This window comes from Pectobacterium brasiliense, from assembly GCF_016950255.1.
GTDB lineage: Bacteria > Pseudomonadota > Gammaproteobacteria > Enterobacterales > Enterobacteriaceae > Pectobacterium > Pectobacterium brasiliense.
Map to the genome: position 1 here is coordinate 129,714 of NZ_JACGFN010000001.1, position 24,346 is coordinate 154,059.

Annotated in this window: 18 protein-coding genes and 1 tRNA gene; 6 read left to right on the forward strand and 13 right to left on the reverse strand. The window is 49.1% G+C overall.

What is annotated here, in order from left to right; all coding sequences use genetic code 11:
• The first annotated feature begins 50 nt into the window (after positions 1-50).
• On the forward strand, positions 51-4,121 hold the full coding sequence (locus H4F65_RS00675; RefSeq protein WP_010286543.1) for an NACHT domain-containing protein: 4,071 nt from the start codon (positions 51-53) through the stop codon (positions 4,119-4,121).
• Positions 4,122-4,133: 12 nt separating this feature from the next.
• Positions 4,134-5,744: an LA2681 family HEPN domain-containing protein gene (locus tag H4F65_RS00680; protein ID WP_010286542.1), complete on the forward strand. Its 1,611-nt coding sequence runs from the start codon at positions 4,134-4,136 to the stop codon at positions 5,742-5,744.
• Positions 5,745-6,478: 734 nt separating this feature from the next.
• Here the strand turns inward: H4F65_RS00680 and H4F65_RS00685 are convergent.
• From H4F65_RS00685 to H4F65_RS00720, 8 genes are all read right to left on the reverse strand, one after another.
• On the reverse strand, positions 6,479-9,085 hold the full coding sequence (locus tag H4F65_RS00685) for a TOPRIM and DUF927 domain-containing protein (protein ID WP_010286539.1): 2,607 nt from the start codon (positions 9,083-9,085) through the stop codon (positions 6,479-6,481).
• The gene (locus H4F65_RS22095; protein WP_423143367.1) at positions 9,082-9,861 is read right to left on the reverse strand and encodes a hypothetical protein; all 780 of its coding nucleotides are present in this window, start codon (positions 9,859-9,861) and stop codon (positions 9,082-9,084) included. Before H4F65_RS22095 ends, H4F65_RS00685 begins: the two co-directional genes overlap by 4 nt.
• Positions 9,862-9,914: 53 nt before the next feature.
• Entirely contained in the window at positions 9,915-10,130 is a 216-nt protein-coding gene (locus H4F65_RS00695) for a helix-turn-helix transcriptional regulator (RefSeq protein ID WP_010286533.1), read from the reverse strand.
• A gap of 193 nt (positions 10,131-10,323) precedes the next feature.
• Entirely contained in the window at positions 10,324-10,980 is a 657-nt protein-coding gene (locus H4F65_RS00700; protein WP_100068807.1) for a hypothetical protein, read from the reverse strand.
• A gap of 146 nt (positions 10,981-11,126) precedes the next feature.
• Entirely contained in the window at positions 11,127-12,377 is a 1,251-nt protein-coding gene (locus H4F65_RS00705; RefSeq protein ID WP_039320751.1) for an integrase domain-containing protein, read from the reverse strand.
• A 177-nt stretch (positions 12,378-12,554) separates the two neighbouring features.
• A tRNA-Pro gene (locus tag H4F65_RS00710) sits at positions 12,555-12,631 on the reverse strand.
• Between the two features lie 78 nt (positions 12,632-12,709).
• Positions 12,710-14,458 carry an LPS biosynthesis-modulating metalloenzyme YejM gene (gene yejM, locus H4F65_RS00715; RefSeq protein WP_010277421.1) on the reverse strand — a complete coding sequence of 583 codons (1,749 nt, stop codon included), beginning with the start codon at positions 14,456-14,458 and terminating at the stop codon, positions 12,710-12,712.
• Positions 14,459-14,472: 14 nt separating this feature from the next.
• The gene (locus tag H4F65_RS00720) at positions 14,473-14,703 is read right to left on the reverse strand and encodes a YejL family protein (RefSeq protein ID WP_005967239.1); all 231 of its coding nucleotides are present in this window, start codon (positions 14,701-14,703) and stop codon (positions 14,473-14,475) included.
• Between the two features lie 220 nt (positions 14,704-14,923).
• Between H4F65_RS00720 and yejK the strand changes: the two genes are divergently transcribed.
• A complete protein-coding gene (gene yejK, locus H4F65_RS00725; RefSeq protein ID WP_010277415.1) occupies positions 14,924-15,934 on the forward strand; it encodes a nucleoid-associated protein YejK in 1,011 nt (336 codons plus the stop codon).
• 80 nt (positions 15,935-16,014) lie between these two features.
• Here yejK and H4F65_RS00730 read toward each other — a convergent pair whose 3' ends face one another.
• From H4F65_RS00730 to H4F65_RS00745, 4 genes are all read right to left on the reverse strand, one after another.
• A complete protein-coding gene (locus H4F65_RS00730) occupies positions 16,015-17,163 on the reverse strand; it encodes an acetyltransferase domain-containing protein (protein ID WP_010277414.1) in 1,149 nt (382 codons plus the stop codon).
• Between the two features lie 99 nt (positions 17,164-17,262).
• Entirely contained in the window at positions 17,263-17,547 is a 285-nt protein-coding gene (gene rplY / locus H4F65_RS00735; RefSeq protein ID WP_010277411.1) for a 50S ribosomal protein L25, read from the reverse strand.
• 259 nt (positions 17,548-17,806) lie between these two features.
• Entirely contained in the window at positions 17,807-19,567 is a 1,761-nt protein-coding gene (gene radD, locus H4F65_RS00740; protein ID WP_010277409.1) for a DNA repair helicase RadD, read from the reverse strand.
• 2 nt (positions 19,568-19,569) lie between these two features.
• Positions 19,570-19,809 carry a YecH family metal-binding protein gene (locus tag H4F65_RS00745; protein WP_010277407.1) on the reverse strand — a complete coding sequence of 80 codons (240 nt, stop codon included), beginning with the start codon at positions 19,807-19,809 and terminating at the stop codon, positions 19,570-19,572.
• Positions 19,810-20,033: 224 nt separating this feature from the next.
• Here H4F65_RS00745 and rsuA point away from each other — a divergent pair, with 224 nt between their 5' ends.
• The 3 genes from rsuA (at position 20,034) to H4F65_RS00760 (ending at position 22,688) form a co-directional block, all read left to right on the forward strand.
• Positions 20,034-20,729, forward strand: coding sequence for a 16S rRNA pseudouridine(516) synthase RsuA (gene rsuA / locus H4F65_RS00750; RefSeq protein WP_010277405.1), 696 nt, complete (start codon positions 20,034-20,036; stop codon positions 20,727-20,729).
• A gap of 40 nt (positions 20,730-20,769) precedes the next feature.
• Positions 20,770-21,960 carry a Bcr/CflA family multidrug efflux MFS transporter gene (locus tag H4F65_RS00755; protein WP_010277401.1) on the forward strand — a complete coding sequence of 397 codons (1,191 nt, stop codon included), beginning with the start codon at positions 20,770-20,772 and terminating at the stop codon, positions 21,958-21,960.
• A gap of 383 nt (positions 21,961-22,343) precedes the next feature.
• A complete protein-coding gene (locus tag H4F65_RS00760) occupies positions 22,344-22,688 on the forward strand; it encodes a YejG family protein (RefSeq protein ID WP_010277398.1) in 345 nt (114 codons plus the stop codon).
• A 40-nt stretch (positions 22,689-22,728) separates the two neighbouring features.
• Here the strand turns inward: H4F65_RS00760 and yejF are convergent, their stop codons facing one another.
• Complete coding sequence (gene yejF / locus H4F65_RS00765; protein WP_010277395.1) at positions 22,729-24,345, reverse strand: microcin C ABC transporter ATP-binding protein YejF; 1,617 nt, start codon at positions 24,343-24,345, stop codon at positions 22,729-22,731.
• Position 24,346: the final 1 nt, after the last annotated feature.

The window sequence follows — 24,346 nt, forward strand, 5'->3', positions numbered from 1 at the left end:
CTGCCATACAGATTTGGTAGAACAAAAATAGATACTCAGGAGCCTATAGAATGCTAAACAGGCAAGTCAGGCAAATCTATCCTCAACAGGATAAAGATACCCAAACGGTGGTATTTAGTGATTATTCTCACTTTCCGAACATTGTTCTGCTTGGTGATCCTGGTGCTGGAAAAACGCACCTCTTCAAACAGTTTGCGACATTACAAGAGGCAAAATATCTGACAGTACGTCATTTCTTAAGTGGCGTACCGATTGATAATCAGAAAACGTTATTCATCGATGCATTAGATGAGAAGAGGAGTGCCAGTAACAGTAGTGATGTTGTAGATGACATCGTCCGTAGGCTTTTTTCCCAAACGCCACAAAATGTCAGAATTTCTTGTCGCTCTCAGGATTGGTTAGGCGAATCAGACTTGTCAGCATTTTTACCCTATTTTGAGCAGACGGGAGGCTATGTTGTTTTACATTTGCAGTCGCTCTCAAAAGAAGAGCAGACTGTGATTCTACAAGCTAATGGTGTAGAACACCCTAAAGCGTTTCTGGCTGAAGCAGAAAAACATGCCGCCAGCGAATTTCTTTACAACCCACAAAATCTGCTAATGCTGGCTGAAGCAGTTAAAGAAGGAAATTGGCCCCGTACAAGGTCTGAACTTTTCCACTCTGCGACACAGTTCCTTTTAACTGAACATAGCCAAGAGCATACGCGGCTAACTTCAGGAATTTATACCTGCGACGAATTAAAGTATCCTGCTGGATCAATTTGCGCGTTGTGCATATTGAGTGATGTTTCCGGGGTTTCTCTGCTTCCGAACGATATCCGACCAGAATACCCCAGTTACAGAACCATCTCGTTCTTCTCACATGAAATAATTAGAGCGGCGTTATCGAGGCGGGTTTTTTCTGCCGGAGATGAGCTTGAGACTGTTGGGTACAGCCACAGGACAATTGCTGAGTATTTAGCGGCAAAATGGTTAGCCGGGATCGTTGACAAAGGGCTACCCATGGGACGTTTGAGAAGTATGCTGGGATTTGAGGGATATCCGTCTTCAGAATTGAGAGGTTTACACGCATGGCTAGCGGTCTTTTTACCGCAATACGCCCAAGTCTTCATTGAAGCTGATCCTTACGGCGTTCTGACCTATGGCGATGCTGCTTCATTACCGACAGTGGAAAAACAAAATTTACTGGTGGCGTTGTCAAAACTTTCAGAACGTGATCCCTGGTTTAGAAATCACGGTCTCAATTCATATCTGAATGGCTTCGTGACAGTAGAAATGGAAACACTGTTGCGACAGATATTCCGCGATCCTCATTCGTCATTTTCTCTGCGGATGATCGTTTTGGAATCCTTATCGGTAACAACACCGATAGTCGCACTGAGTGATGACTTAATTAATATTGCAAAATCGAAGGATTCCTCGTATGCGGAAAAAGAGGAAGCAATAACGGCATTAATCCATTTTGGAGTGTCTGGTCAGAAATTTTCGGTACGTTTTTTTGCGGAATTAAAAGACAAAAATCACGATAGCATCCGGTTGCGTAACCATATTATTCAGTTGCTCTATCAAGATTACTTTGTACCGCAGGATATAGCACAATTGCTGGTTGATACATTAAATATAACCAACGAACGATTACCGATAGGATCATTATGGCGACTGAATGATATTGTACCGACAGCTGATCTGCTCGCTATCTTTGAGCATCTCGATCGGTACCACACCGCTCACAGTAATGACTGGTATTCTTCAGCTAAAAATCACTCTGAGATTGTGCATTTTCTGGAAGCTGGATTATTGCAGATACTAAGCGAGAAGAGTGGTTACAGCGCATCTCAGATATGGTTGTGCCTAAAAGTGTTCTATAGCTACTCCCATAATCACCACTATCGCAGTTATGACAATGTGCAGAAATCTATCGTTCAGGAGATAAAAAATCGTAGCTGGCAATATGAAGATATTATAGACGCCGCCATTATCTCATTTACACGCTATGATACTCGATACTTGTTCTTACATGAATTTTCTGAAAGCACCTTCCATCTTGTCCCTGATGAGCTTTTGCTGGCTCGTTTTATCCACTATTTATCCCATGCCCAAAGTGATTCAGAAAAAATCGAATGTATTTATCGACTGGCATTTGCAACTCTTTATCGTTGTGACACGCCCCCCCAAGATACGTTTGATTTTCTTTCTGCGTATTGCCATTCAAATGAGCAGTTACTTACTGTGTTTGACACTTCCATCATCTGCGAAATTGACGATTGGCGAATAAAGCAGAACCTCAGCCGAATAGAAAATAAGAAAAAACAGGAAGAGGTTCGTTGTGAAGATAGACTCAATTTTGAGTTATGTCGTCAAGAAATTGTGTCGGGCCAACATTTGGAGTGGCTCAAACATATTTCCTATATTTACTATTCAAAATACAGCGATGTTGATGACAAATTGACGCCAGTGCAGCGCTGTGCAGACATATTAGGTGCCGAAAACGTCACTGATGCGATATCCGGTCTTTTAGCGATTTTAAATCGTTCAGATCTGCCCACAATTGACGAGGTGAATTGTGCTTTGTTGAAGAGGGAGTATTACAAATGGTGGTATGCGGTACTGGCAGGAAGCGATGAGTTATTTAAAAAACATCCTGATGTTAAACAATGGAACGAAGATTTGTTAACATCGCTATTGGCGCTGGATGTGATATTAGCACTTTCCACCAAAGACAATAATGTTGTAAGTGATTATTCATTACCGTGGAAAAGGGATGTGATACTTAACAAAACAGCATTTTTCATCAAAACCTATTACCACATTATCAATTTCTGTATTAATAATCAGTTGCAAGATATCCGTGCACTTAACTATCTGTTAAATGATACCTACATTCCAATCGACTATGCCGTTCCTTTAGTTATGAGACTAGCTAAAGAGCACCCTGATGATGTTCTTCATTTACAAAACCTGATGGGGTGGTTGTTAGCGCATCCTGAGAGTCATGCAGAGTTGTTGCAGTTATCTGAGTTGATGATAGCGCAACCCTCAAAACTTAAAAAGCCAACTTATCAAATTTGGCTGGTATGTGCTTATTTATTCGCTCCAGACAAGTGTCAGGATCGATTTTTATCTGAATCAAAATCCACGGCGGAAATGATAGCGCTTATTCGTCAACTATCTGGTAAGGCGAAAAGAGGCCGTGGGAGTAGTGAGCAGCGTTTATCACTAACACAATTGGAAGCTATCATCACTGTCTCTGCTACTCATTTTCCTAATGCAGATCGAGTTGCAAGTAACGACTCTAACTCAGCAAACAATTGGGAGTATGCTGATTTTATCAAAAGATTGATTGATGACGTTTCTTCTTTTTCCTCATACGATGCCGGTGAAGTATTTGAACGTTTATTATTACTGCCAGAATGTACAAGTTATCGGAATTATCTCTTGCACGCTCAAAGTAACCAGAAGGTGCGGTATCGGGAATCACAGTTTCAACACACTAACTGGAAGCAAGCGTTGAATACGCTGAAAAATCAGACCCCAGCTAATGTAATGGATCTCTATGCGTTATTGTTAGATCATTTGCGGGATATCGCTAACCGAATTACTTATGAAAATACCGATATTTATAAACAGTTCTGGAATGAGAATGGCAATGGTCAAATTTTAGTGCCTAAGCCTGAAGAGAGCTGTCGGAATTTTTTTCTGGAGCTGCTTAGAGCACGACTCCATCCGTTACAAATAACCTGTGAGCCAGAAGGCCACATGGTTTCGGGTAAAAGGGCTGATATCATCATTTCACTTCCAGGAATAAAGATCCCCATTGAGATAAAGCGTGATTATCACCGGGACGTCTGGAGCGCGCTTAACGAGCAGCTGGACCAACTTTATACTACCAATCCCGATGCCGCAGGCTACGGCATCTATCTGGTCTTCTGGTTTGGTGCTTCTCGACCAAACGCTATCCCTCGCCCGGCGAAAGACACGCCACCCCCAGTAAACGCCACTACAATGGAGGACATTCTTAATGAAGCTGTGCCAATGGTTAAGCGAGACCGCCTGTCTGCGATAGTAATTGACGTATCAGGTGAGGCTAATTCGACTGTTGAAACGCAAAAATCATCTAAGTAAGGAAAGTGAATCATGATTACAAAAGAACTTGTAGATGAAAGTCTCAATATTCACCGACTGGTTGACTGTGGTGATTTTGACCTGGCATACCAGCAATCCGTTGTATTCCTGGAAAAACTGGGAAAAATAACGGTCAAGGGTGAAAATTATTTTATAGTGCTGGGGAATGTGGCTGGCGGTCTTGTTGATATTGGGCAAATGAGCAACCATAAAAATGCAGCAGAGCTTGGTTTTAAGCTGATGGATGATAACAAGGAAGCATTAGCACATGTACAAGGAGAGAGCCATTTTTATTATAATTATGGTAATGCCTTATCTAATAAGATAAGTGTCGATAATCCTCACGACCACACATTCCAGTCAATAGAAGAACTTGTTTCGTTAAAAAACATCTACTGGCGAGCCTTTAGATTCTCCTCACAAGAGAGCGAAGAGTTTCAGGCGGAACTGTCCGTTAATCTGGCCAATTCGCTAAGAAGCCAATTTAGGCTGAGTGAGGCACTGAGATATTATGATCTCACTAATCACAAGGGATTAGATATACCACAGTCTTGGGTCAATCGTTCTGCCGCGCTCATTGAGCTAAACCTTGTTTCATCTTCATACTCCATTAAGCAATTGAAGGAGATACGAAAAGGTTATATTAATGCATCTGTTTCCAAAAAAATCCCTCCACAATGGAAATCATTCTATCTTGGACGCATAGCACAAACAAACGATAAAATAGAAAAATGTATATCAGCAGACGGCGAAACGGACGAGCATGATGACATGCTCACGCAACAGGAGTTTGACGCATTGAGTGCATACAGGCAATTCTGCCTAATAAATCATCTGACGCTGTCCGAGCACGGTCTTTATTGCCCCTGTGTGGGGAGTGCCACCGATAATCTTGTCATCTCTTCTTCTGGTGTAACCGGTGATTTTATTATTCCAATGGAGATGGCGTTAAACCGCTTTAAATCGGAATTTTCACTTGCCCGCCATCTCTATTTTGAATACCTTTACCCTCAGGATACGGATGAAATTAAAGAAGAATGCCATTTTCTGGAGTTACATAATGACGAGATCTTAGGCATTGATATTGAGAAGATCAGAACGGCATTTCGTCTGTGTTTTGGTATTCTCGATAAGATTGCGGTATGTATCTGTGAACTTTACAAAGTTTATCCACCTGCAAAGAAGGGTGGGTTACAGAAAAATATCTATTTTCAAAGCTTCTGGCAGTTAGACGTTGATAACAGAAGACAACGGTTTGAAGATATAAAGTCACCTGGACTTTTAGCATTATACAGCATTGCTACTGACCTGAATAAAAATAAAGGTGGCGAATTGGCTTTTTATAAAGAGTGGCGCAATGGTCTAGAGCATAAATTTTTGGTGGTACACAAAAGTGATAAAGCAGAAGATCTTTACCAGTCTTATGAATTGATTAAAGATATTCTTTTTATCAAAGAGGATGAGTTTATTCATCATTTCGGTCAGTTGATTCAGATTACCCGTTCAGCAATATTTTCATTTGCCTTTGTGGTTAGACATGAAGGTGAGAAACAAAAAAAAGAGAATATTCCTTATATTACCAATGAACTACATATGAAAAAGTATTCGTCAGAACCTAAGTAAAAGGCAGCAAGCGAAGCACTATTTAAACCCTGCTGCAAAACTACCCATCCACTATTAGAGAATCTTTGGCACTCCAGCTTCCGCTTTTGGCACATAGCAGGCCGTCGAGTTTAGCCGATCTCTAGTAGTGTTTGACTCGGTCATAGATCGAAACCGTCCCCAATCTACCATTTTAAGCACATTCCCCATACCATATCCCGCCGTGCCGACTGCGCAAAAAACCTTAGCATTTCTATACATGCGTACCGACCAAAAAATTGATTTCAAATTGAATAAAATGAGGCGTGGCGCGGGTTTCAGCGAGGTACAAAGTTCGCACAGCAATGCGCACAACTGCGTACCATATTGCGCATTTTTCCGCACCCGCTCAGTGTCGTTTTGCGCACTTTCTTGCTGGCGATGGTTTAACCCATCATGATTTTTGTGTGCGCAAATTCTTATAGATAAGCAAAAGTGGGTCGGTTCGGTAGGTTCAGTCGGTTCACGTAATCAACTGATTGATAGATAGGGTAATTATTTTCAGAATTGAACCGACCTATGGGTAGGTTCACGCGGTGTGTAAGTCGGTTCATCAAGCCAGCCAGAAAAGGGGCGTTTGATTAGGTCGGTTCAAAATGGCTAAAGTCGGTTCAGGGTCGGTTCACTATTCAAATAAAAATAATGATAAATCAAAGCATTAAAATAATGAACCGACTGAACCTACCGAACCGACCCTATTTTACCTTACGTGTGATTTACTCTTCCTCGTCGTCGAGCGTCATGAGCACTACAAAGCGCGGCTGCTTGCCGTCAATCCGCAGTGATTTACGTGTGATGCCTTTGGCGGGTTTGTCCAGCATTCCAGCATCGGCCAGCACCTGCGCAAACGCTGTGGCATTGGCACCAGCGGCAATTTCGTTATTGAACACAGCGGGGAAGGTGTGAAATACCAGCGTATCGGCTCCTGGCTTTTTCACCCGATAACCTGCCAGATCTTTAATGGGTAAATCGCGTGGATCAGGGTTGGGGTGAGGTAAATAGCGGCTGTAGCCAAACTGGTGCAAAAAGGCGTCAGCCTGTTCTACCCAGGCTTTGGCTTCACGGTTGCCCATGCCAAATTCATTTACCCAAGCATAGAAGCTGTGTTGTAGCGCATCGTGGCATTCTTGCGCTGTCCAGCCGGTAAAAGAGGCTGAGAGCAACAAAGACGCTTCCAGTACGGCAAAACGTGACGCCACGCGTCGCACTTGTTCGCTTGCATCATCGGGCAAGAGTGACAACCAGCGCCGCTCTGTTTCACGATAGGTTGCCAGCGCATTTTCTTTCTGGCTGGCAAGGTGGGCGATCCATGCCCGACCGACCGCGCCATAATGGGCGTTGCTGGCATCGCGGATCGCGTCGGCATGGGCTTTGCCGTCCTGATAGCCATGAAATACCGTCGCTTTGGTGATCGGGACGTTCAGCAAGCGCACCAACTGACCGGCATTCACTCGCCCGCCATCAGCGCGAATATAGCTTTCCAGGTCGATCTCGCCGGTACTGAACGCCATTGCCCGCCAGCGTTTTAGCTCTCGGTTGCCGCCTTCTCTGGCTCCCTGAATCTTACCCACGCCGTTAAACAGCGTATAGGCGGCATCGGCCACGGCTTTACGATTGCTGCCTTGCCCGATTTCATCCAGTGGCATAAAACCGTCATTGTGAGCGGCGGCTTCGTTCACCAGCCCCAGCGCGGTGGAGTACCACGTGAGTTTAAGCGCATTAGGATCGCCATAGACGGAAGAGGCGATATTGCTAGTGGTGGTTTTGCCCGCAGAGGAACCGCCAAACAGGTGGACGCCGAACCCGTCCGCGTTTACTAGCCCGATAAGCGGTGCGGCAAAGGCGCAGGCGATCCCCAGCATCATGGAGGGATTACCCTGTGCCAATGCTGCGACGTTTTCGCGCCAGCTTTGCGCTGTTCCGCTGGTGGCATAACCTTTGGCCGCGCCCGATTTACCGTTGAACAAGACGGGAATGCTCGGCGTACCGATAACGGAACCGTCCGGCATCAGGTAAGCGCCATACTGCCAGCCGGTGGCGATGGCGATTGCCCAGCGACAACCCGAATGACTGCGACACAAGTGATCGGCCAGTATTGCCCGTAACCCGCCTTTGGCCGTGACTGCCAGCCCACCCGCACGTAATCGCGCCCAGCCTTCACGTTCGCCAATATCTCGCATTGGAATGGCTTCGGTGCGGGGTTGGTTCTCACCGCTTGGCGTCCAGCTTAAAACCAGATAACGTTCTGACTCATCCGATCCGATACCCGCTACCGTAATAGGGTCAGACAGCCAGCTCTCACGCTCGATAATGTCGCCGCTGTCATGGTCAGTCTTCGGCTCTACCCAATACAGCCCACCATGACGAATATCTGCGTAAGGTTTTAAGGGGGAAGCGGAAGACGGCTGCTGTTTTTGTCCAGGCTGATAAAGTGAAGCGGCAAAAGCCGATATCGATTCCGCCGCGCCATGTTGCTGGTAGTAATCATTCCAGTCTGCTTTTTCAGTTATCGGCGGGAGTGCCACCCAACCGTTTACCGCCAGTGCCGCTTTTTCAGCAGCGATTTTTCCGGTATTACTACCATCAGGTTTGTTGTCATTGTCCGCAGCAAGGATGATTTTGGCGTTCGGCCAGACAGCACGACAAGACCGCGCAACGTGGATCAGATTCCCACTATCTAATGCGCTGATAGCGACACCTTGCATCAGTAACGATGCCGTAATCGCTGTAGCGTAACCTTCGGCAATGATCACCGTGTCCGCGTGTTCGGGTAGGGTACTAACGGGAATGAATGCGCCTTTCTTGCGGCTACCGGCAATCAGCTTTTTCTCGCCATTAGGCTTGATTAGCTGTGCGCCAGTGGCGGTTCCGTCCATGTTTTGCAGCACCAGCAACAGGGAACCATCATTTAAGAGTAGTGAGGGGCGTTGCAGCCCCTTATTCAGTAGATAGTCAGATTGACCGGATACCGCCTTTGCCACCAGCGAATTTACTCGTTCGGTTATTATACGATGATCCGGCTTTTCACTGGCAGGGGTAATGACGGGCAACGGAAGCGCCAGCACCTTGGCGACCTGTTCCGCTGCTTGTCTCGCGCCACACTTATTCACTTTCATCACCAGATCTAGCCCGGTTCCTGCACCGCAGTGAGAACAAAAATAGGTTCCACGACCTTCTTTATCGTCAAAACGGTAGCGGGTATTCCCGCCACAGTTGGGGCATTCACTTTCCTGCCGATTGGTCGAGATGCCTAATCGCTGCAAAATCCCTTCCCAATGGCCGTTGGCTTTTGCCCGCACGTCTTGAATAAACGTGTTGCTCATGCGGCTTCATCCTCCTGCGCACGATGCAGCGCATCAAGCCGTTCGGCAAGAATGAACATCAGGATCTCTTTTGCCTGCGGCTCCCTTAATTCCACGATGGCATAAGCCAACGCACGGCACTGGTCGATCAGTTCTTCCTGTTCCAGCGGTGTGTTATCAAACATGACGCACCTCCTGGACGGGAAGGCGACCAGCAAAGAACAGAATAAAATCAGGCTCAAAATACTGACGAGCGGATCGCTCATTTGGGGCAACAATGGCTTTACGGTGCGGTTTTTCGTGCGGCGCTGTGCGGTAGACCGCCAGAAAGAGAAAGGTGAAATGAGGGTGAAACGGGGTAGGGGTAGCAACCATAGCGGTGGCCTCTTGTACGGGTTTGAAAACCCCACCACTCCGCTGCTAAACAGGGTGGTGGGACGTAACAGGGTTAGCAGACCGGCGTACAAGAAACCGGCGAGCCCGAAGGCTCCCCCATTACGCCCCACCATAATTTGGGCATAACATGGTTTACGGACGTAAAAAAACCGCATGAAACTAAAGCGGTCGTCCGCTTGTACATTCAGGCTGCTAAACCTGGTCGCCGATTTTGCGGCAACGGTGAAACGATAAGCCAGATGCCCCGCCAGCGTCAATACGTTTTGTCTTGGTTTTGCTAAGCGTTGCGCATTTTCCAGAGTGGTAGAAATAGACTCGCTATTGTGTATAAAAAGGGCTATTCCCTGATTTTGGGCGTAACAATGCCCGTTCCAGCCAGCGCCAGATTTTTGGAACATCATATTTTTTGATTCCGATATGCCGCTATCGCGGCAATAAAAATGGATGTGTCGGCTTATGCGGTTTCGGTTTGCTGGTCACGCTCGGCAATACGTTGCCTTAACCAGTCGCTAACTTCATCCTCGAACCAGCCTACGCGCCGTAAGCCAACCCGAAACCCTTTGGGAAATTCTCCGGCATTGATCATTTCCTGAAAGCTGCTGTCCGAGCTAACGCGCAGAATGGCTTTCACTTCTTTCTTTAACAGGATTTTTCTGTCTAACAGGTTCATACGTGCTTATCTCCAATGAAACCGGCGTTGCCCGGTCAGTGCAGATAGTTAAACGGTTTTGTGGGCTAAAGGGTGGTAGGCAATAAAGAGAGTTGGTAAGAGAGAAAATCAAATGAGGTAAAGCATTATGCGAGTTTGGTAACGGCCACCGTCTAACATGGCCGTTATTCTGTCACTGATGCAAATAAGGGCGTTAGCTAACGGGGATAGTCGCCAGTGCTTCCGCAATTAACTTACGGAAAGACTCTGTTTTATCCGGCGTGTTCTCACCAAGCACCGTACCCACTGCCAGCGCTGCATCTTCTGCGAGTTTTTTCTGGTTTAGTTTGTTACCCCATTTATAAACACCGCCGCTTTTACCTTCAAGCGCCTTCGATAAACCAGCGATAAGAAGCAACGCGGTATCACGGTTAGCGAATTCGCCCCAATTTTCTGGTAATGGCGTGTCTTTTTTGGGATCGGAAAAGCCATACCAGGGTGAATCATCGGAAAGTAATTGATTAGCCCACGGCCAGATATCAGCGGCAAGAAATGTGGCATCGTGGATCTGTGTATTGCGATCGATAGTGTCTACATCAATCTGCGTTGTCCAGACATTGGTCGTGTCCCCCCACGCGCTGGTATAAGACGCTCGGATAGGTTTAATGATACCGAATCTTACTGCTTGAAAGATGGTTTGCAGATAACTTTCTATTTCAGATTCTTGGTAATGGGGAACGGAGTCAGGCAGGTAGTCATCGGTACAATAAGTAATAGAAGTATTATCGCCGCTGTCACCAGCCATAACGCTTGCCACCTGATGTGCAGTGACCTCGATCATTCCCCTCATGTGTTTAGGTATTTTCAGCATAGTCCCTCGGCTGGTATATCAAATAGCACAGCCCCGATGTAAAGGGGCTGGTTAACGGTGTGGGTTTCTTTCGGTTTACACCGGATAAGTGCATTTTAGGAGGGCAACTAACAGGAATCAATAAATAACTGTATATAAATACAGTATTAACTATTGGCGATGCGTAATCCTCTGGCTCCTTCCGATGCCATCACTTTTCCTGTTGCGGCTGTTTCTACAAATTCGCCCCACCAGCACATCAATATCTTGCGTTGTTCCAGGTAGGTAGAGCGGTTATAGGCGCGGCGTACCTCGTTGGTGTCTACGTGGGCGAGGGCGGCTTCGATCACATCTGGCGGGAACCCTTCTTCATTGGCGGCGGTACTGAATATGGCGCGTAGGCCGTGGGATACCAGTACGCCTTTGTAACCCATACGGCGCAATGCGGCGTTAGCGGTTTGGCTGTTCATAGGCTGCTTCGGATCTTTACTGGATGGAAACAGATATTCTCGGTGTCCGCTGATGGGCTTCATGGCGTCCAGAATGGCTAATGCCTGAGGGGACAGGGGAATAATGTGATCACGGCGCATCTTCATACGGCCAGCGGGGATTGTCCAGGTGTTATCCGCAAGATTTATTTCACTCCAGCGGGTTTCAGCGGCTTCGGCAGGGCGGGTAACGGTCAGTAGCTGCCATTCAATCAATAAACGAGTTTGTAGCTCGATGCTGGCGACCGATAGCGTTTTCATCAAGCCAGGTAATGCCTCTGGCCGAATGGTCGGCATATGAGTTTTCACCGGCGTCTGAAATGCTTTGCGGATCTTGGCGGCGGGGTTTGCAGGAATCAGCCCGGAGTTAACCGCATAATCCATTACCTCATTAATTCGCTGGATTACCCGCTTGACGGTTTCCAGCTTGCCGCTGGCCTGTATCGGTTCCAGCGCGGTGATGAAGTGACGAGCGGTAAGCTGGGTGATCGGTAGGGTTCCGATGAACGGGAACATGTATTTTTCCAGCGAGCGCCAGATATCTTTAATGGTGTTCTCGGCTAACGGTTGAGACTTTTTTAATTCGTACCAGTCAGCGGAGACTTTCGCGAACGTGTTTAGGTTGATGGCTTGCTCTTGTTCGCGCTGCTGTTGCTGGTGGAATTGTGGATCGATGCCTTTGCTTATCAGCGCCTTTGCCACTTCACGCCGTTGTCGGGCTTCTGCCAAAGAAACCGCAGGGAATGAACCAAAGCTGATTAATGCACGTTTCTTTGTATCGGGGCGGTAATAGTTAAAACGCCAGATTTTAGAACCGCTCGGTTTCACCAGAAGATACAACCCATCTCCGTCCTGTAGCGTGTATTCCTTCTCGGCAGGTTTGGCGGCTTTGATCTCGGTATTGGTGAGTGGGGTAGTTATACGAGCCATCGTAGTTATACGCTTTTGTAGTTATATGGGACGGTATAACTAAGCGTATAACTAAACTTTCCGGCTGTAAACGGGGGATGCCGGTAGATAACAAGCAACAAAAAACCCGCAAACTCAGTGAGAATGCGGGTTTCTGTGGGGTTTCCGGTAGTAAACGATACTAACCGAATATGTATTTGGTCGGCACGAGAGGATTTGAACCTCCGACCCCCGACACCCCATGACGGTGCGCTACCAGGCTGCGCTACGTGCCGATGCTATGGGCATTTATACTACCTTTTCCTGACCTTATTGCAATAGCCGGATGGAACGACTGCTTTAGATTTAGGCAGTTAGTTGGCAATAAAGCGCCTTTCGTTCGTTAGTACCTGCAAGAGTAGGGCAAGCTGCGGTTTTTCATCATTCAACCGATTTCCCGCCATGTCGTAAGCCCGGTAGTTACCGTTGCTTTCCAAGACGATGAGCTGCTCCTGCGTTGTGATGAGCAGCGTGCCGCCGTTGCCGTTAATCAACCACGGGTAGCGCCGCTGGGCTGAGAACAGGTCTTCACCCTGCGAATAATCATCCGTGCTGTTTTTAACGTGGAGCAGGCGCTGCATCAGCGTGGTCATGACGTCTTTGTTGTCCGTCATTTTCGTAATGGTCTGCGCAGGCGTGTTCGGCCAGTGAACAATGAGTGGTGTTTGCCACTGGGTACGGGCAAAACGTGCCGCGTTGCTGGCATTCGCATTCTGGTTTTGCGCCGTTGTCACGATGACGACGGTGTTATCCAGAATGTTCTTTTCCTGCAAGGTCCGAATGATTTGCCCAATCTGGCGATCAACGTCCTGAATATTCATGCGGCCGTTAGGCTCAGCTCCTTTGCCATCTGCGGTTTTCGGTGCGCTGCTCAGTTCAACGTAAGAGAACCAGGGGGCTGGATTATTATCGCGGCTGAGCCATTCCTGCCATTGCGTGATGATGGCATCGCCGCTTTGCTGCTGCGGTGCAGGTAAGGAAAAATCAGCAAGCAGCGCCTGACGATAAAGTGGGCTGTTGAAGCCGTTCGCCGAAAATAGTCCGAACTGATAACCCTGCTGGCTTAATGCAGTGATCAAGGCAGAAGGTTTGCGCGCGCTCAGAATGCCGTCCATATAGGTCGTCGAGAGGCCGTAAAACAGGTTAAACAAGGCGGCGTCTGGCTGGGAGCCTGAATCGTAATGATCGCTGAAGCGCACGTTTTCTGCGGCGAAGCGCGACAGGTTCGGCATCCGATTTTGTATGGCATCGGGCTGCGTATCGTCGATCATCACCATCAGCAGGTTGTAGCCGCTGCCGCTATCGCGGAAGGTGATGTTACTGAGCGGATACTCCACCGTCATGGCTTCGGGATTACCCTGCTGTGTCAGCCGACGCTGATATTCCTGTGCATCCAGCAGACCATGTTTTTCCAGAAAACGACGTGCCGTCATCGGATAAGACAGCGGCAGATTGGCACGCTGCATGGTAATCGGGCGATAGAAATTCGCATCGGCCCAGATGTACATCAGATGCGACGCGAAGAACGCGGAGATGAAAACGCCCGCCAGCGGTTTGCCAAAATGGCGGCGGTTCAGGCTGCGGAGTTTTTGCCAGCACCAGGTGCCGAACAGCATTTCCGCCATGAAAATCAATGGAATGCCGATAAACATCCACTGCCAGTCGCGGGCAATCTCACCCTGTCCGGGGTTGACGACGAGTTCCCAAACGGTACTGTTGAGGTGCAGGTGAAAGCGTGTAAAGACCTCAACATCCACTAGCAGTATCGTCAGCCCGGCCGTTGCCAGCGCCGCAGACAGGAACCGCAGCAGGCGCTGCGACATCACAATAAACGTGAGCGGGAAGATGACCAGCAGATAGGCGGCGAAGACGATAAAGCTAAAATGTCCAAGCCAGCTAACCAGCGCGTAAAGTCGACCGAACAGGGACGTCGGCCAATCGGCAACAAACAGGTAGCGGCTACCCAGCCCCAAAGTGAGCAAAATGTTGAATAAGGCGAACCAGTGTCCCCAACTGATCATCTGGGAGACTTTTTCGCGGTAGCGCTGACGGTTGGTTACCATACGTTGGTCAAAACTTAGTGAGCTTTATCGGCTTTTTTAATTGAAGCCTGCAGGGCTTCAGCGAAAGAACGCGCCAGAACCTGACGTTGTGCAGGCGCGATGCTGGTGTTAATCAGGTTCGTCACCATGTTACCGAGCACCATCAAAGCAAGATCGGTTGGGGCGTGGTGCTTTTCCAGAACATTGACCATCTCAGAAAGCAGTTGTTCAACGTGTTCGTCACTATAACGGGATGATTGTGGCATAAAATGGCGTATCTCAAGCTGGTAAAGTCGCTTATCTTACCGTATAGGCTTATGCTTTTCTGCACTTTTATCATTAACGTACTTTTATCACTGGCATGCTTTTATCAATAAGTAGTGTAGACGCTTAGCGCGCGTACAGATGCAGAGTGCCAGCTTTAATGTGTTGCGGGCCGTTCGTATCAGTGTTTGAATACGCGCCTTGCCAAAAGGAGAGTTTATCATGAGTCTGGATATCGCCCAGATTGCCCTGCATCAGCTAATTAAACGTGACGAACAAACGCTGGAAATGGTGTTGCGTGATTCCCTGCTGTCGACCAATGCGGCAGTAGAAGAGATGATGGCTGAACTGCATCGCGTCTACAGCGCCAAGAGTAAAGCCTATGGGCTGTTTAATGAGCAAAGCGAGCTGGCGGATGCGCTGCGAGCTTGTCGCAAAGGGGATGAGGACTTTCTGAGTTTCTCACGCGCCGCGACAGGGCGTCTGCGTGATGAGCTGGCGAAGTACCCGTTTGCCGAAGGCGGTATCGTGTTGTTCTGCCAGTATCGTTATCTGGCGGTCGAGTATTTATTGATATCCGTGCTTAATAGCTGCAACAGCATGCGAGTTAATGAACAGCTGGATATCAGCACCACGCACTATCTGGATATCAACCATGCCGATATCGTCGCGCGTATTGATTTGACGGAATGGGAAACCAATCCAGAATCGACACGTTATCTGACGTTCCTTAAAGGCCGCGTTGGGCGCAAAGTCTCTGACTTCTTCATGGATTTTCTGGCCGCGTCAGAAGGGCTGGATACCAAAGCACAAAATCGTGGCCTGCTGAAAGCCGTTGATGAGTATTGTGAAGAAGCGCAATTGGATAAAAACGAGCGCCAGAATTATCGCCAGCAGGTGTATAGCTACTGCAATGAACAGTTGCAGTCCGGTGAGGAAATCGAGCTGGAGTCGCTGTCGCAGGAGCTGCCACCGCTGGGCGAGAAAACCTTTCAGCAGTTTTCAACCGAGCAAGGCTATGAGCTGGAAGAGAGCTTCCCAGCCGATCGTGGAACACTGCGTCAGTTGACCAAATTTGCGGGCAGCGGCGGCGGTATCAGTCTGAATTTTGATGCGCTATTGCTCGGCGAGCGAATTTTCTGGGATCCGGCGACGGATACGTTGACGATTAAAGGTACGCCACCGAACCTGCGCGATCAGTTACAGCGTCGGACAAGCAGCGGTAAGTCGTAGACATCGCACCAGAATACGTTGCCCTTTTTCCTACTTTAGGAAAAAGGGCAACGGCTGATAGCGGGTTGAAACGATAGAGATTAGAAATATTTAAGCCAGCGGATGTCTCTGCGGCGGGCTTTTAAGCGGGCAAACGCGCGAACTGGCGAAAATAACACGGCCATCAGCACCAGAGTGCACACCCACAATTGCCAGACGGCGGAAAAGCCGAACCATTCTCCCTGATTTTTCCCCCAGATCGCGACAGCGGTTAAATACATACCTTTTAAAACATACAGATGCAGTAGGTAGAAAAACATCGGTGCGGCACCGAAGCTCGCCAGTATAACGAGCCAGCGCTTTTGTTGCTGACGCTCGAATACGGCAAGCAGGCAAAGCCCGATGCTAAGCGTCAGGCAGAGAAACAGCAGCGATGGCGGGTATTTCGTGATGTTGAAATAACTCATGAGCGTTTGCGTGATGGTATCACCCTGCTGCCAGGGTTTTTCACCATACAGATTGATGCTACGCAGAACGAAGAACAGCGCTAGCGTGATCCCAGCCAGCGTGAGCAGGACTTTCTGGCGCTGAAGCGGAAATACCTCTTTTCGATATAGTGCCCCAGCGACGTAGCCAAGTGAAATGACGCCAATCCATGGCAATACCGGGTATGAAGTACGCATACGGAATGTGTCGCCGATGTCTATCCAACCGCGATCGTGCAAAATTGCCCAGGGAATAGACCAGATGGAGCCTGCGGAAGCCTGTAGAGAATCCAGCAGGTTATGTCCGCCCACGATAACGATGCCCAGAATGAAAACCAGCCCGGCAGGGAGCCAGATCAGCGCGCTGAGGGCAAGCATACTCATACCGATGGCCCAGATGACCTGTAGATAGATGACCTGCGGCGGGAACTGGAACGTCCACGCGAAGTTGATTAGCGTGAGCTCAAGGAGAATAAGAATTAAGCCGCGCTGGAACAGGAAGAGAGCGGTTTGTCGGCGATCTTGCACTTTTTGATGGTACAGCGCGGCAGAAAGCCCGGTTAAAAAGACAAACACGGGAGCACACAGGTGCGCCAGCGTGCGGTTGATGAATAGCATGGGATCGGTACTGGTTACATCAATCGGATCGGCGAGTTGCAGGTGTAGATAAAAGGTTTCCCGCACATGATCCAGTAGCATAAGTACCATAACCAGACCGCGCAGGGCATCGATAGCGATAAGTCGCTGTGAGATATCACGAGACATGTTCACATTCCTTTGTGAATGAGCAAATTTTTATAAAAAAAACGCCGCATAAGCGGCGTTCTTCTTTTCCGGCGTCCCGGAAAACAACTTCAGCGCAAACTAAACGCGAACGAAGTCGATGTGAGTCAGTTTTGGCTTGTAAACGTGACGTTGTACAGCCTGAACTTTAACTTTAACTTCTTTGCCATCGATAGACAGGATAACTGTTTCACCGTAGAAGCCTTCTTTCACTTCTTGGTTTTTTACTGAGTCGTGATCCAGTTCGATAGATACTGGTGCTTCTGAACCACCGTAAACGATGGCTGGGAATTTACCAGCTGAACGCAGGCGGCGGCTCGCACCCTTACCCTGACCTTGACGTGCTTCTGCTTTGATAGTAATCATTTTCTTCTCTACTTATATAAAGTAATCCTGCTACAGGCGACCCAGCAGCAGGTTGGGTTATTCAGCTTTTGCGAACAAAAGCGGGCTGAATTCTAGCGGAATATGGCTCCGCGGGCAAATGAATCCCAAAATTACTCGTCATACTTCAAGTTTCATGTGCGTTGGCAGCGTTCTGTCACCCGAATCACTTACCTGAGTAAGCTCATCGGGATTCCCTCACTTGCCGCCTGCCTGAAACTCGAATTATTTAGAGTATACATTAGCCGCGGAGCTCGTTGGCGCGACGAAAGCGTCCCTGATAATCAAAGAGCTTTTCGCGTATTTGCCAGAATTTTCCGTGTTTACGGGCGACGACAAAATCAGGTGCGCGTAATAATAGCTGCTGTGCGATGACGTCGGTGGCATTTTGCCAGTTAAACGGTGTTCCCGGCGCGCGTTGGTGAACACGTAAGAACTGTTGCAGGAAAACGTGGCGCTGAGCGGTAGTGTGCAGGCGAAAAAGCTCACTCACTTCGGCATCGTCTTCATCGTGGTAGGTAATTTTTAACCATTCACCTTTTGCGTCCTGCCCCTGCTCGAAACTCATGCCGCTACAGCGTAAAACCAGCGCATCTTTCAGTTTCAACGCCGCTTTCAGCATATCGTCAGGATCGACCAATACCTCGTCACACTGGTGGCAGCGCCGCGCCGCGATATCATTTTCCGCGCCGCAGTGCGGACAGACTTTAAACCGAAACCGGAAATCACACTGCTGGCGTTGGCCACTTTCTGCTATTTCCCAGCCCTGACAGCGGCGGCCATAGTGTTCGATGATGTCGCCGTCCGGGGTTGTTTTCCCCCAGAATAGATTGGCAAAGCCACATTCGGGGCAGAAGATCTGTACCGGCTGGCTGCCAGCATGCGGCTTGCTGTTGCCGACTTCTGGCGTATAGAGATCGTGTGGGTTGCCCGCATAATCCAGAATCAGGCAGTCCGTTTTCCCCGGATACAAACGTAAACCACGCCCGACGATTTGCTGATACAGGCTGACTGATTCTGTTGGCCGAAGGATAGCAATAAGGTCGACATGCGGGGCGTCAAACCCGGTCGTTAGCACCGCCACGTTGACCAGATACCGCAGCGACTGATGTTTAAAAGCGTCAATCAGCGCATCACGCTCGGCCGCTGGGGTATCGGCGCTAACCAGTGCAGCCTGTCCGGCCGGTAGCAAGGCCGTAATTTCTTTGGCATGTTCGACGGTAGACGCAAAAATCATCACGCCGCGCCGCGTTTGCGCATAATCGATGACCTGACTGATGATGTGCGGCGTAATTCGCTGCTGACGTTTGAGTTCGAGGTTCAGGTCGGCTTCGCTGAATAACCCGTTGCTGCGGGCGACGAGCTTACTGAAATCATATTGCACCACTGGCATATCCAGTCGGTCAGGCGGTACCAGAAAGCCATGCTTGATCATATAACGCAGCGGTAGCTCATAGATGCAGTCGCGGAACAAACTGCGCTCGTCGCCACGGATCATGCCGTGATAGTGATACTGATATATCCAGCCTTTACCAAGCCGATAGGGCGTCGCCGTTAAGCCGAGCAGCCGCAGCTGTGAGTTAGTCTTTTGCAGATGTTGGATGATTTGTTGATATTGGCTATTATCGTCGTCGCTAATGCGGTGGCATTCATCAATGATCAGCAGCGAGAAGGCACCATCGAACTGGTCGAGATTACGCGCGACGGACTGCACGCTGCCAAAGACCACCTTTCCCTGACTCTCTCGCTGCTGTAGCCCTGCCGCGAAGATATCCGCTTCCAAATCCAAGGCACGGTATTTGGCATGGTTTTGTGCGACCAGTTCCTTAACGTGCGCAAGCACCAGCACGCGGCCACGAGCAAGCCGCGCCAGTTCAGCGATAACCAGACTTTTCCCCGCACCGGTAGGCAAAACGATGACGGCCGGTTGGGTGTGACGGCGAAAATAGTCGAGTGTGGCGGAAACAGCCTCACGCTGGTAAGGCCGTAGTGTGAACGACATAACTAATGCTGGCAGATTTTACTGGCGCTGGTGGTAAAGCCTGCATCGTGAGGGATAAATTTCCCGCGTTCAGACAGAAACTGTACCAGCATTGAGGCCGTCATATTTTCGGCGGAACAGGTATGAAAACGCGCCTCGTTGCCGAAGCGGGCTTCTATCGTGCTAATCAGCTGTTCGGTGGTAAATGACTCACCGGATGCGAGCATCATTTGCAACACTTCATGACCGTGAATAGATGACATGGGGCTGTCCTTAAAATGTAAAAAATTGCCCTTATTATGCCTGTTGATAATACCTGGCGCGAGGGATAAGCAAGAGGCGTTCAAATTCAAGGTCGGCTAAAAAGAGCAACTTATGGGCCGTGAATTGCAGGACGAGTGAACAAACCCCCGTTATACTACCCCTTCACAATTTAGGGTCTCATGATGTGAGACAGGCAGTTATTTGAGATAGGTAGTGAGCTTTAATGCGATTGGACAAATTTTTATCCCAGCAGTTGGAAATTAGTCGTTCACTGGTGGCGCGCGAGCTCCACGCACAGCGTGTTACCGTTGATGGTGAAGTGGTAAAAAGCGGTGCGTTCAAGTTATCCCCCGAGCATAACGTTGAATTTGATGGTAATCCGTTGAAACAGCAGAACGGTCCACGTTATTTCATGTTGAATAAGCCTCAGGGCTACGTCTGTTCAACGGACGATCCCGATCATCCCACCATTTTGTATTTCATGGATGTCCCGGTGGCGTACAAACTGCACGCGGCGGGGCGTCTGGATATCGATACCACCGGACTGGTGCTGTTAACTGACGATGGACAATGGTCGCATCGCATTACCTCGCCTAAGCACCAGTGTGAAAAAACCTATCTGGTGACGCTGGAACAACCGCTGGCCGAGGACACCGCCGCACAATTTACGGCAGGTGTGCAACTACATAACGAGAAGAACCTCACCAAACCCGCTACGCTTGAGAAGATAACGGATTATGTCGTTCGACTGACGATTAGCGAAGGCCGCTATCATCAGGTCAAAAGGATGTTTGCGGCAGTGGGGAATCGGGTCGTTGAGCTGCATCGCGAACGTATCGGTGGCATCTATCTGGATAGCGAACTGGAACCGGGTGAATACCGGGAGTTAAGTGCTGAGGAGATCGCCAGCGTAAAATAATGCCGCATAGCATGACCTTTTTTCTAATCTGGAGTTATTAGTGCAATTACGCCGCTCTTCTCATTTCGGGCTGATTTTTATTCTCGGCCTGATTTCGATGCTAATGCCGTTAGCTATCGATATGTATTTACCTGCGTTGCCGACCATTGCTAACGAGTTTGGCGTGGGGGATGGGCATGTCCAAATGACGCTCAGTACCTATGTGCTGGGCTTTGCGATTGGCCAGATGTTCTATGGGCCAATGGCGGACAGTTTGGGACGTAAGCCAGTGATTCTCGGCGGTACGCTGGTTTTTGCGTTTGCAGGCGTGGCCTGTGCGCTGGCACAAACGGTAGAGCAGCTGATCTACATGCGTTTTCTGCACGGTGTCTCCGCTGCGGCTGCTGCGGTGGTGATTAATGCCCTGATGCGCGATATGTTCTCGCGGGATGATTTTTCTCGCATGATGTCGTTTGTCGTATTGGTAATGACCGTCGCGCCGCTCATTGCCCCTATTGCCGGTGGCTGGCTGCTGATGTGGTTTAGCTGGCATTCCATTTTCTGGACGATCTCTGGTGCGGCTTTTCTGGCGTCAGCGCTGATTTTCTTTTTTATCAAAGAAACCTTACCGCCCGCTAAGCGGCAGAAATTTCATCTGCGCACCACCATCGGGAATTTTGCCATCCTGTTCCGCCACAAGCGGGTATTCAGCTATATGGTGGCAAGCGGGCTTTCGTTTTGCGGCATGTTCTCCTTCCTGAGCGCCGGGCCGTTTGTGTATATCAATCTGTATGGCGTTTCTCCTCAGAATTTTGGTTACTACTTTGCTCTGAACGTCGTCTTTCTCTTTGTGGTCACGTTGTTTAACAGCCGCAATGTGCGACGGCTGGGCGCGATGGCGATGTTCCGCACGGGGCTGGTCATTCAGTTTGTGATGGGAATATGGCTGGTGGTCGTCTGCCTGTTCGATCTCGGATTCTTACCGCTGGTGTTTGGCGTGGCACTGTTTGTCGGCTGCATTGCGATGGTGGCGTCGAATGCGATGGCGGTGATTCTCGATGATTTCCCGCATATGGCAGGGACGGCCTCGTCGCTAGCGGGCACGTTGCGCTTCGGTCTGGGTGCGATTGTGGGCGTTATCCTATCGCTGGCCTCATTCAACAGCGCCTGGCCGATGGTGTTATCAATGGCACTTTGTTCGATTGGTGCCTTTCTGCTGTATCTGTACGCAACCCGTTCCCCCGCGTCCTGATTTTCCCTTCTTCTCAGATGCAGGAAAGATGTTTCTGCATCTGAGTCTGTTCTCTCTGATTCTTCCTTTTCCTTCTTAAGGCGATACCCAGGCATAGCTTTTTGTTTTGTTAATGTAAAATATTTGACCCAAAAGTGAACAAATGGGCTAAAAAGGGTTGAGATATTAAATGGAAAAGGTTACATATAGCCGGAAAAGAAGAAAGATTCGTGATCAATTTGGCATTAATAGTCCTTGCAATCAGATCTGTTAGCCACTACCGCGATATGAAAAAAGTGTGTTTGTTGTTTTTTTGTTCACTAAAAGTGGCAAAAAATGGTGTGAACACGCTACTATGATAAATATGTTACTATTTTGTGAATTATTATCTGAGGAAAACAGTAGTGGACAGTTTCCAACTTTCGGTAGTTCATCGTTTGCCGCAAAGTTATCGCTGGTTATCGGGTTTTACAGGTATCAATGTTGAACCGATTCCGCTGAGCGGCAGAGAAGAAGAGAATAACCTGATTGGCCTCAAGCTGTTGAGCCATGACGGCGATATTGCATGGAAAATCATGCACCAGTTGCATCAGTCTCTGTCTGAAATTCAGGTTGAATGCGCCGTTCTGGAATGGGAAGGCGAACCGTGCCTGTTTTTGCATCGCAATGATGAAAGCACGGCAATGTGCCGTCTGAAGAATGTTGGTGTCGCTATCGCTGAGTCCGTATCAGCACAATACCCCTTTTAAACCGCAGCGTCAGCAGACTGACGCTGCGGTATTCCCTCATTTATGCTGACTGCGTTTCCGCCGTATAGGATGAAAACTGTAGCAGTTCGCGTGTGTAATGTTCGGCAGGGTGCGCGAATACCTGTTTGCATTCGCCTTGTTCGACCACTTCGCCTTGTCGCAACACAATAACCTGATGGCACAGCGAACGGATAACCTGTAAATCATGGCTGATGAACAGGTAGGCGATTTTGTGCTTTTCCTGTAATGATTTCAGTAGCGCGAGAATTTGCGCCTGCACCGTTCTGTCCAGCGATGATGTGGGTTCATCAAGGATCAGCAGCTCCGGTTGCAGTATCAGGGCGCGAGCGATAGCGATACGCTGGCGCTGACCGCCGGAAAACTCGGAGGGATAGCGGTAGCGGGTCGTCGGATCCAGCCCAACTTCCTGCATCGCCTCAACCACACGCTGGTCGAGTGCCTCTTTGCTCAACTTATGATGGACGGTCAACCCCTCAGCAATAATTTGCTCTACATTCAGTCGCGGGTTCAGTGCGGAGTTCGGATCCTGAAAGACAACCTGAATCCGGTGGCGGAAAGGCAGCATTTGCTTACGGGTTAGCCCTTGCAGAGGCTGGCCGTCAAACCAGATATCGCCGCGTGATTGAATCAGGCGCAGCAGCGCGAGTCCGGTCGTGCTTTTTCCTGAACCGGATTCCCCCACCAGACCCAGACTTTCGCCGCGTCGTAAGGTGAAGTTGATATTGTTCACTACCTGCTTTTCGTCAACGGTACGGCGCAAAAGGCCGCGTTTGATGGGAAACGAAACGTGCAGTTTTTCCACCCGTAAAAGAGGTTCGCCATCATCTGTTACCGGAAGCGGCTCGCCCGACGGCTCGGCATCCAGTAATTGGCGCGTGTAGGGATGCTGCGGTGCGCTGAAAAGCTGCTGACAGCTATTATGTTCCACGGCCTGACCGGCTTTCATGACCGACACGTTATCTGCCAACTGGCGGACAATATTCAGGTTATGGGTGATGAACAGTAAGCTCATCCCCAGTTCCTGCTTCAGCTCGTTCAGCAATTTCAATATTTGTGCCTGAACGGTCACGTCCAATGCCGTTGTGGGTTCATCGGCAATCAGTAAATCCGGCTGTGTCAGCAGCGCCATCGCAATCATGACGCGCTGGCGTTCCCCTCCGGAAAGCTGGTGCGGGAAATCATTCAATCGACTCTTAGCCTGCCGAATGCCCACGCGATCCAGACAGGTGATGACTTCGCTGCGGGCTGCTTCGGTACGCATGCCACGGTGGAGCGAAAGCACTTCAATCAGCTGTTTCTCAATGCTTTGCAGGGGGTTAAGCGACACCATCGGTTCCTGAAAGATCATCGCGATCCGATTGCCGCGTATCTGACGCAGTGTTTTTTCATCAGCATGCAGCAGCGATTGCCCTGCGAAGCGGATATCCCCTTGCGGATAAACCACGGGCGGGGAGGGGAGCAAACGTAAAACCGACAGTGCGGTGACGCTTTTTCCCGAGCCTGATTCACCGACCAGCGCCAGCGTTTCACCCGCGTTCACCGCCAGTGAAAGCTGATCGACAACGCGCTGCTCCTGATCGCCTTTGCGGAAGGCAATGCTGAGATTATCTATCTGCAATAAAGGTGAACTGGACATA